The sequence below is a fragment of the Streptomyces niphimycinicus genome (genome assembly GCF_018883605.1).
GTDB lineage: Bacteria > Actinomycetota > Actinomycetes > Streptomycetales > Streptomycetaceae > Streptomyces > Streptomyces niphimycinicus.
In genome coordinates this window covers 1-8494 of record NZ_JAHLEM010000729.1, presented here as the reverse complement: position 1 = coordinate 8494, position 8494 = coordinate 1, and the positions used below count along the sequence as shown (strand labels likewise).

General features: G+C 72.3%; 6 protein-coding genes and 1 pseudogene. 4 read left to right on the top strand and 3 right to left on the bottom strand.

The features are described 5' to 3' along the window. The first annotated feature begins 8 nt into the window (after nucleotides 1-8). The 4 genes and pseudogenes from KN815_RS41360 to KN815_RS41345 all read left to right on the top strand — a co-directional run bounded on the left by KN815_RS41360 (nucleotide 9) and on the right by KN815_RS41345 (nucleotide 5157). Complete coding sequence (locus KN815_RS41360; RefSeq protein ID WP_372458613.1) at nucleotides 9-1043, top strand: efflux RND transporter periplasmic adaptor subunit; 1035 nt, start codon at nucleotides 9-11, stop codon at nucleotides 1041-1043. Continuing rightward, the gene (locus KN815_RS41355) at nucleotides 1040-1777 is read left to right on the top strand and encodes an ABC transporter ATP-binding protein (protein WP_253209573.1); all 738 of its coding nucleotides are present in this window, start codon (nucleotides 1040-1042) and stop codon (nucleotides 1775-1777) included. The genes KN815_RS41360 and KN815_RS41355 overlap by 4 nt, the downstream gene beginning before the upstream one ends. Continuing rightward, nucleotides 1774-3015 (top strand): ABC transporter permease, encoded by a 1242-nt coding sequence (locus tag KN815_RS41350; RefSeq protein WP_372458612.1) that lies wholly within the window; start codon nucleotides 1774-1776, stop codon nucleotides 3013-3015. The genes KN815_RS41355 and KN815_RS41350 overlap by 4 nt, the downstream gene beginning before the upstream one ends. A gap of 154 nt (nucleotides 3016-3169) precedes the next feature. Beyond that, nucleotides 3170-5157: pseudogene (locus tag KN815_RS41345) on the top strand (ABC transporter ATP-binding protein). A gap of 137 nt (nucleotides 5158-5294) precedes the next feature. Here the strand turns inward: KN815_RS41345 and KN815_RS41340 are convergent. The 3 genes from KN815_RS41340 to KN815_RS41330 form a co-directional block, all read right to left on the bottom strand. Next, nucleotides 5295-6719 (bottom strand): HAMP domain-containing sensor histidine kinase, encoded by a 1425-nt coding sequence (locus KN815_RS41340; RefSeq protein WP_216346929.1) that lies wholly within the window; start codon nucleotides 6717-6719, stop codon nucleotides 5295-5297. Beyond that, nucleotides 6716-7456: a response regulator transcription factor gene (locus KN815_RS41335; protein WP_216346928.1), complete on the bottom strand. Its 741-nt coding sequence runs from the start codon at nucleotides 7454-7456 to the stop codon at nucleotides 6716-6718. The genes KN815_RS41340 and KN815_RS41335 overlap by 4 nt, the downstream gene beginning before the upstream one ends. A gap of 139 nt (nucleotides 7457-7595) precedes the next feature. Continuing rightward, nucleotides 7596-8494 (bottom strand): S1C family serine protease (locus KN815_RS41330; RefSeq protein ID WP_216346927.1); only part of this gene is annotated, 899 nt, incomplete at its 5' end.

Here is an 8494-nt window from a genome sequence, read left to right as displayed (position 1 = left end):
GCCGCTGGATCGTCGCGGCCGTCCTGGTCGCGGCGGTCGGCGGCGGCGTGTACTACGCGACCGCCGGGACCGACACCGCCCCGGCGGCGGGCTCGGACAAGCCGACGCGGCACACGGACAAGGTCGCCCGCCAGACGCTCATCAACAGCAAGCAGGTCGACGGAACGCTCGGCTTCAAGGGCAGCACCTCGGTCATGGGCCGGCTGCCCGGGACCGTCACCGGCCTGCCGGGCATCGGCAGCACCGTCTCGCGCGGCGAGCGGCTCTACGCCGTGGACGGAAAACCCGTGGTCCTGCTGTACGGGAAGTCGCCCGCGTACCGGGACATGAAGAGTGGCGACAAGGGCGAGGACGTAAGCCAGTTGGAGGAGAACCTCCAGGCCCTCGGCTACCGCGGCTTCACCCCCGACAGCGAATTCACCGACCTCACCGAGCAGGCGGTCAAGCGCTGGCAGAAGGCCCTCGGTCTTGCCCAGACCGGGAAGGTGGCGGACGGCCGGGTCGTGTTCGCCTCCGGGCCCTTGAGGATCGGCGGGCACAAGGCCCCGGTCGGCTCGGACGTCCGGCCGGGCGTACCCGTGCTGACCGGCACCTCCTCCAAGCGCCAGGTCCATGTCGACCTGGACATCGGTGACCGGTCGCTGGCGAAGAAGGACGGCACGGCCACCGTCACACTCCCCGGCGGCAAAACGGTCAAGGGCACGATCACCAGTGTCGGTACGACGGTGAAGAAGACGCCGGGCGCGAACGGCGCCGCGGACAAATCCACCATCGGGGTCGACATCGAGCTGACCGACGGCGTCGCGGACATCACCGCGGCGCCGGTCACCGTCGGGCTCCAGAGCGAGAAGAAGGAGAACGTCCTGACCGTGCCGATCACCGCGCTGCTCGCGCTCCGCGAGGGCGGCTACGGCGTCGAGGTCATCGGCGCCGACGGCAAGGGCACCGTCAGGGCCGTGAAGCTCGGCATGTTCGCGAACGGCAGGGTCGAGGTCAGCGGCGGCGGCCTTACGGCCGGCACCACGGTAGGAGTCGCCGCATGACGCCGGCCCTGGCGGGGCCCGCGCCGACCGGACCCGCGCCGACCGGGCCCGCGTCAGCAGAACCGGCGCTGGTGGAGCTCGAAGACGTCGACCATGTGTATCCGGGCGGGGTACAGGTGCTCCATCAGGTGTCCTTCCGCGTCGGCCGGGGCGAACTCCTCGCCGTCGTCGGCCCGTCGGGCTCCGGCAAATCCACCCTGCTCAACCTGATCGGCACGCTGGACGTGGCGACGTCCGGCACCGTACGCATCGACGGTCACGACATCGCCGGCCTGAGCGAGAACCGGCTGTCCGCGCTGCGGGCCCGGTCCATCGGCTTCGTCTTCCAGCAGTTCTTCCTGGCCGACGGGGTCAGCGCGCTGGACAACGTCGCCGACGGACTCCTCTACCTGGGCGTCCCCCGCAGGGAACGCCGCGCGCGGGCCGAGAAGGTCCTGCGCCGGGTCGGCCTCGGGCACCGCCTCGACCACCGCCCGAACGAACTGTCGGGCGGCGAGAAACAGCGCGTGGCCATCGCCCGCGCGGTGGTCGGAGACCCGCCGCTGCTGCTGGCCGACGAGCCCACCGGAGCGCTCGACACCACATCCGGAGCGTCCGTGGTGGAACTTCTGCGGGAACTCAACGCGGCCGGCACGACCGTCCTGGTCATCACCCACGACCAGGAACTGGCCGCCGCACTGCCCCGCCGTATCCGGGTACGCGACGGCAGGATCACCGAAGGGGCACTGCGGTGAGCCGGCGCCCCGATCCGCGGCGCCCCACCGCGGCCCGTCTCACCGCCGCCCGTCTCACCCCCCGCAGGCTCAGCCTGGCCGACACGCTGCGGGTGGGCAGCGTGGGACTGCGCACCCGGCCCACCCGCGTGCTGCTGTCGGCGCTCGGTATCGCGATCGGTATCGCCGCGATGGTCGCCGTCGTCGCCGTATCCGCTTCCAGCCAGGCCGCGTTCAACGCCCAACTCGCCTCGGTGGGTACGAACATGCTCACCGTGATGCCCGGAAAGGACTTTGTCGGCGAGCCCGCGCCACTGCCCGAAAACGCCGCCGAAATGGTCAGGCGTATCGCCCCGGTCGAGAATGCCGCGGCCACCGGCAGCGTCAAGAATGCCAAGGTCTACCGCAACGACCGCATTCCCAAGGCCGCCAGCCGAGGCATCGGTGTTCTCGGGGCCGGACTCGATCTGCCCCGGACCGTGGGGCTCCATATGGCCGCCGGAAGGTGGCTCAACGGCGCCCAGAGCCGCTACCCGGCCGTCGTCCTCGGCACCACCGCGGCCGAGAACCTGGGCATCACCACCCCCGGTGCCCAGATCTGGCTCGGGGAGCAGTGGTTCACCGTCACCGGCATCCTCCAGAAGGCGCCGCTCGCCCCCGAGCTGGACTCGGCGGCGCTCATCGGCTGGGACGCGGCCAAGACCCGCCTGGGTTTCGACGGCCGCCCCACGATGATCTACACCCGCACCGCCGACAGCAAGGTCGACCAGGTACGCGGCGTCCTCGCCGCCACCGTCAACCCCGAGGCGCCCAACGAGGTCACGGTCTCCCGGCCCTCCGACGCGCTGAGCGCCAAACAGGCCGCCAACCGGGCCTTCACCAGCCTGCTCGTCGGCATCGGCGCCATCGCCCTGCTGGTCGGCGGTGTCGGCGTGGCCAACACCATGGTCATCGCCGTCCTCGAACGGCGCGGCGAGATCGGCCTGCGCCGTGCGCTCGGCGCCACCCGCGGCCAGATCCGCACCCAGTTCCTCACCGAGTCGGTCATGCTCTCCGCCCTCGGCGGCATCAGCGGCGCCGCCCTCGGCGCGGGAGCGTCGGCGGGATACGCGATCTCCCAGGACTGGCAGGTGGTCGTCCCGCCCTGGGCACTGGCTGTCGGAGTGGGCGCCACCATGGCGATCGGCGCGCTGGCCGGCCTGTGGCCCGCCGTACGCGCGGCCCGGCTCGCACCACGGGCCGCACTCTCCGGACCGTAGGCGGTGCGGCGAAGAAGCCCCACCGTCGCCCCATCGGCGGCTGACCCACACACCTTCAGGCGGGTCCGCGGCATCGCGCCGCGGGCCCGCCTCGGCCATGTCCGGAGCCGAGCGGGAGAGACCGACCGTGACCTCGTACGACGACCAGCCCACCATGCGGTTGCGCGCGCTCGGGGCCGACCCGGCCACCGGCCCCGGCCGGCATCGGCGCGCCGCACGGCCGCGCCCTTACGGTCGTCATCAGCCGAGGGCGGCCCCGCGGCTTCCCGAGGAGTATCCGCCCGTGGACGCGGACGCGGGGGACGGCGAGCACGGCGAACCCGGTGGCCAGGGGGCCGCTCCGCGGCTGCCCGCGCGGCAGGCGTTCGGCCGGTTCTGGCCGCTCACCAAGGGCGACCGGCGCCGGCTGGTGCTCATCTGCGCCTGTGTCATCGCCGCGGCGCTCGCCGAGACCGCCGCGATCCTCCTCTTCTCCGAGCTGACCGACAACGCCCTGCGGCAGGGCTCGCTCGGCGCCTTCTGGGTCCCCGCGGCGCAGTGGCTCGCGGTCGCGGTGCTCGGCGCGGCCGTCGGCTCTACGGGCAACTCGCTCGCCGTATGGACCGCCGAGCGGTTCGTACTGCGGCTGCGGGCCCGGGTCTTCGCGCATGTGCAGGATCTGCCGCCGCACTTCTTCCAGCGCCACCGCCAGGGCGATCTGGTCGAACGCCTCACCGGGGACGTGGAGTCCATCGAGCAGATGGTGGTCTCCGGGGTGGTGAGCACCGTCTCCGCCCTCTTCAGCACGGTCTTCTTCGCCGTCGCCGCCTTCCAGTTGCGCTGGGACCTGGCACTGGTGACCTTCGTTCTGGCACCGCTCTTCTGGCTGGCCGCGCGGCGCTTCACCGGGCGGATCGGTTCGGTCGCGCGCGACGAACGGGTCGCCGACGGCGCGATCACCTCCGTCGTCGAGGAGTCGCTGGGCAACGTCGTGCTGACGCAGGCGTACAACCGTAAGGACGCCGAGGAGCGGCGGCTGGGCCGGGAGGCGCGGGCGTGGCTGCGGGCGTCGGTGGCCGGTGCCCGGATGAGCGAGCTGTACGAGCAGTTGGTCGAGGTCATCGAGACGCTGTGCGTGCTCGCCGTGATCGGGCTCGGCGCCTGGGAGATCTCCCAGGACCGGATGACCATCGGGCAGTTGCTGGCCTTCGCCGCCTTCCTCGGCTATCTCTACCCGCCGATCCGCAACCTCGGACAGCTCGGTCTCACCCTTACGGCCGCGACCGCGGGCGCCGAGCGGCTGCTGGAGATCCTCGACGCCGAGCCCGCCGTGAGCGATCCGCCGCCGGGGCCGCGGTGGCGCCGTGGCGGGTGCACGGCACGGTGGAGTTCGACCGGGTCGGCTTCCGCTACCCCGGCGGCGACCGGCGCACCCTGGCCGATGTCTCGTTCACCGCCCGGCCGGGTGAGTTCGTGCTGATCACCGGGGCGAGCGGGGCGGGCAAGTTCACCGTCTCCAAGCTGCTGACGCGCTTCTACGACCCCGGGGAGGGGTTCGTACGGCTCGACGGCGTGCCCCTGTACGCGATGCCGCTGGGCTTTCTGCGGGCGAATGTGACGCTGCTGCCGCAGGAGACCCTGATCCTGCACGACACCATCCGCGAGAACATCGCCTGCGGCCGCCCCGGGGCCGCCGGGCACGAGATCGTCCGGGCGGCGCGGGACGCCGCCGCGCACGACTTCATCACGGCCCTGCCCAAGGGCTACGACACCCGGATCGACCCGCATACGGCACGGCTGTCCGGCGGCCAGTTGCAGCGGATCGCCATCGCCCGCGCGATGCTGCGCGACGCGCCCGTCCTCGTCCTGGACGAGCCCACCACGGGTCTGGACGCACTGGCGGCACGGCGGGTCGTCCGGCCGCTGCGGCGGCTGATGTCCGGCCGCACCACGCTCATGATCACCCACGATCTGCACCTGGCCCCGGACGCGGACCGCATCCTGGTACTGGACCACGGACGGGTGGTGGAGAGCGGCACCCATCGCGAACTGCTGGCGCTGAACGGCACGTACGCCCGGCTGCACGGCTCCGGGCACGGCTCCGGGCACGGCTCCCTGACCGAGACGGGCCCGCGGCCGACGGTCCGGCTCGGGCCGCTGTGAGGGCGGACTGGGCTCGGCCGAACCCCCCGCCTGGTCAGGGAGTGTCCGGCGGATCGTGACGCCTGCGGCTCCGCCGGAGACTCCCTGAGCCGGGCGGGGCCCGGACCGGGCCGGACCCGCGCCGAACCGAGCCGCGCTCAGCCCAGGTCGATCCCCGGCGGAGCCGTAGGCGCGCCCGGGAGCTTGATCCAGGCGACCGTGCCGCCGCCCGGGGCCGCTTCCAGCCCCACCTGGCCGCCCGCCTGCTGGACCGTACGGGCCACGATCGACAGGCCGAGGCCCGAACCGGGCAGGCTGCGGGCGGACGGGGAGCGCCAGAAGCGCTCGAAGACATGGGGCAGTTCCTCGGCGGGGATGCCGGGGCCGTGGTCGCGCACCCTTACCTCTCCGCTTCTGAGGACGACGTCGATCACACCACCCGAAGGGCTGAACTTCACGGCGTTGTCGAGGAGATTGACCAGCGACCGTTCCAGCGTGGCCGCCTCGCCGCGGACATACCAGGGCTCGATCGAGGCGTTGATGGTGAGATGCGCACCGCGCAGCCGGGCCCGCTCCAGGGCCGTCCGCGCCACCTCGTGCAGGGCGATCACCTGCGGGGGCCCGCTGCCGGGCAGGGCATCGGGCCGGGACAGCTCCTGTAGATCGCCGATCAGCGCGGCCAGCTCGGTCATCTGCGCCTTGACGCTTCCCATGAGCGCCTTACGGTCGGCGGGCGGCAGCGCGCGGCCGGTCTCCTCGCTGCGGGCGAGCAGTTCGATATTGGTCCGGAGCGAGGTGAGCGGGGTGCGCAGCTCATGTCCGGCGTCCGCGATGAGCTGCTGCTGACGGTCGCGGGAGGAGGCGAGGGCCGCCGTCATGGAGTTGAACGACCGGGACAGCCGGGCGATCTCGTCATCGCCCTCGGCCGGGATGCGCACGGCCAGATCCTCGGTGCGGGCCACATGCTCGACCGCCTCGGTCAGCCGGTCCACGGGCTTGAGGCCGGTCCTGGCGATCCACAGGCCCGCGGCGCCCGCGCCGACGACCCCGACCCCGGCGACGAGCGCGAGGACGAGGGTGAGCGTGCCCAGCGGATGCTCGACCTCGCTCAGCGGGCGGGCCATGGAGACGGCGATCCCGCGCGGCAGCGCGCTGCCGGGGCCCTCGGTCGGCCGGTAGGTGTACACCCGCATGTCCCCGCCGCCGCCCGCGCCCGTCGCGTCGTGCAGCGCGTTCGGCCGCTGCCCGACGGCCACCTCCACATCGGCGGTGGTGACCGGCAACTGGGTGGCCCCGGGCTGGGTGCAGCGGCTGCCGTCGGCCAGCACGATCTGCACGGAGTACGAGCCGAGGGCGCGCGGGGTGTGGCCGTCGGCGCCCCCGGGGCTCTGGCACGCCTCCAGGATGCTCAGCACATTGCGCTCGTCCACCTTGACGTTGCGCAGGGACGAGTCGAGTTGGGCGCTGAGCTGTTCCCGGACGATCAGCCAGCACGCGAACGCGGACACCGCCACCGCCACCGCGACGGCCACCGCGGTCAGCAGGGCCAGCCGCGAGCGCAGCGGCAGTCTGTGGAACCTCACGAGTGCTCGCCCTCCGCGGGCCGCAGCACATACCCCACTCCGCGCACGGTGTGCACGAGCCGCGGCTCGCCGCCCGCCTCGGTCTTACGGCGCAGATACATCACGTACACATCCAGCGAGTTGGACGACGGCTCGAAGTCGAAGCCCCACACCGCCTTGAGGATCTGCTCACGGGTGAGCACCTGGCGGGGATGGGCCAGGAACATCTCCAGCAGGGTGAACTCGGTGCGCGTCAGCTCGACCCGGCGCCCGCCCCGGGTGACATCGCGGGTGATCAGGTCCATCCGCAGATCGCCGAAGGCCATCACGTCGCCCTCGGGGAGCGCCGCGCCCTGCCGGCCCGCGTAGGAGCTGCGGCGCAGCAGGGCGCGGATGCGGGCCAGCAGCTCGTCCAGTTCGAAGGGCTTGACGAGGTAGTCGTCCGCGCCCGCGTCGAGCCCGGTGACCCGGTCGCCGACCGTGTCCCGCGCGGTGAGCATCAGGATGGGCAGCGTCACCCCGGTGGCGCGCAGCCGCCGTGCGGCGGTCAGCCCGTCCATCCGGGGCATCAGCACATCGAGCACGATCAGCTCGGGGTCGTAGGAGCCGACCTTGTCCAGCGCGTCCAGCCCGTCCACGGCGGTCTCGGTCGCGTAGCCCTCGAAGACGAGGCTGCGCCGGAGGGCTTCCCGGACGGCCGGCTCGTCGTCGACGATCAGGATGCGGGCGGGCTGATCGCCGTGGTCGGCGGGGCTCATGGGGCGGTTTCCTTCACGATCACGGTGACGGGGGCAAGGAGGTGGGCGGGGAGGTGGCCGCGCTGCCGAGCGAGCCGCTCCGCGGGAATGGCTCCGTCGCTGCTCCGCCGCGCTGCTGCCAGCCTCGCACGTGGATCGGTCAGACGTTGCCGTCACTGCCGCCCGAGCGCAGGGAGGCGAGATCGGACTTGACCGTGTTGATCGGGATCGAGAAGCCGAGGCCGACGCTGCCCGCGCTGCTGGAGCTCTGGTCCGAGGCCGCGGAGTACATCGCGGAGTTGATGCCGATGACCTGGCCGCTCATGTTGATCAGCGCGCCGCCGGAGTTGCCGGGGTTGAGCGAGGCGTCGGTCTGGATGGCCTTGTAGGTGGTGGTCGACTCGCCGACGTCGCCGTTGTACCGGCCGCCGCCGAACTCGAAGGGCCACTGACCGCCGCCGCCACCCTGCCCTTGACCGCCCTGGCCCTGGTTCTGGTCCGTGGAGACGGTGACGTCGCGGTCGAGCGCGGAGATGATGCCGCTGGTGACGGTGCCGGTAAGGCCCTCCGGCGAGCCGATGGCCACGACCTGGTCGCCCACCGTCACCTTGCTGGAGTCGCCGAGGGCCGCGGCCTTGAGCCCGCTCGCGCCCTCCACCTTGATCAGCGCGAGGTCCTTCTTGCTGTCGGTGCCGACGACCCTCGCGGTCTTCTTACTGCCGTCGCTGAAGGTCACCTTGATCGAGTCGGCGCCGGAGACCACATGGTTGTTGGTGATGATCTCGCCGCCGCTGGTGATGACCACACCGGAACCGGTGGACTGACCGCTGGTGCCAGTCGCGCCGACCTCCACGATGCTGGGGCTGACGGCCGCCGCGACGGCCGAAACCCCGCTGCTGCTCGTGGATTTGGCGTTGACCACGGGGGTGGAGACCGTGGTGTCGGACTTCTGCGTGGCGTTGGTGACCAGCGCGGCCGCTCCACCGCCCACGAGCGCCGAAACCGCCGCCACGGCCGCAATCAGCGCGATCGGACGCGAGGCCCGCGCCCTGCGCCGCC